The sequence below is a fragment of the Actinocorallia lasiicapitis genome (assembly GCF_054778695.1).
Window position 1 is genome coordinate 1 of record NZ_BAAGZI010000741.1, and the last position, 1217, is coordinate 1217.

General features: G+C 74.9%; 1 protein-coding gene. It reads left to right on the forward strand.

Features of this window, described 5'->3' with window-relative positions:
• Window positions 1–1217 (forward strand): 3'-5' exonuclease (locus tag ACYVE7_RS34265; RefSeq protein ID WP_460370763.1); only part of this gene is annotated, 1217 nt, incomplete at both ends.

The window sequence follows — 1217 nt, forward strand, 5'->3', positions numbered from 1 at the left end:
CGGCCGAGCCGGGCGTGAAGGGCGAGCCGTCGCCCGAGGTCAGGGTGCTGGTCGCCGACAGCCCCAGCCAGGAGGCCGCCCTGGTCGCGGACGAGCTGCGCCGCGCCCACCTGCTCGAAGGGGTGCCGTGGTCGCGGTGCGCGGTGCTGATCCGCGGCGTCCACCAGGTGGCGGGGGTGCGGCGGGCGCTCGGCATGGCCGGGGTCCCCGTGACGGTCCTGGGCGACGACCTGCCGCTGTACGCCGAACCTTCGGTCCGGCCGATGATGATGGTCATCCTGGCGGCGCTGAAACCCGGCTACCTGGACGACGTCGTCGCCGAGGAGCTGCTGACCGGCCCGCTGGGCGGGGCGGACGCCCTCGGGATGCGGCGGCTCAAACGCGCCCTGCGCGATCTGGAGGAGCTGGCGGGCGGGGACAGGCCGCTCGGCGAGCTGATCGTCGCGGCCGTCGACGACGAACGCGAGCTGCTGCTCGTCAACGACAAGGTGAAGGCGCCGGCCGTCCGGATCGCCCGGTTGATCCAGGTCGCCCGCGCGGCGGCCGGGTCGGCGGAGGAGGTGCTGTGGGCGGTCTGGGAGACGACCGGGCTCGCCGAACGGTGGCTGGAGGACAGCAGGCGCGGCGGGCCGCGCGGCGCGGCCGCCGACCAGTATCTGGACGCCGTCGTCGCCCTGTTCGACCACGCCGCCCGCTTCGTCGACCGGCTCCCGAAGGCCGGCGCGGTGCTGTTCGTCGAGGATCTGGCCGGGCAGGAGATCGCCGGGAACACGCTCGCCGAACGCTCCCCGGACGGCGAGACCGTCCGGATCCTGACCGCGCACCGCGCCAAGGGCCTGGAGTGGGACGTGGTGATCGTCGCGGGGGTCCAGGAGGGGCTCTGGCCCGATCTGCGGGTCCGCGGTTCGCTGCTGGGGATCGAGCAGCTCGTCGAGGGCGGCGGGGAGACGGACGAGGTGTCCGGCGCGGCCGTCACCGCGAAGATCATGGCGGAGGAGCGGCGGCTGTTCTATGTGGCCGTCACCCGGGCGCGGCGCAGGCTGGTCGTGACGGCCGTCGGCGGCGACGACACCGAGGACCGGCCGTCCCGGTTCCTCAACGAGCTGCTGCCCGGCGCGATCGAGCAGGCCCAGCTCGATGAGAGGACCCGCTGGCTGGCGCTGCCCGCGCTGGTGGCGGACCTGCGGTCGATCGTCGCGGACGCGCGGCGGCCGACC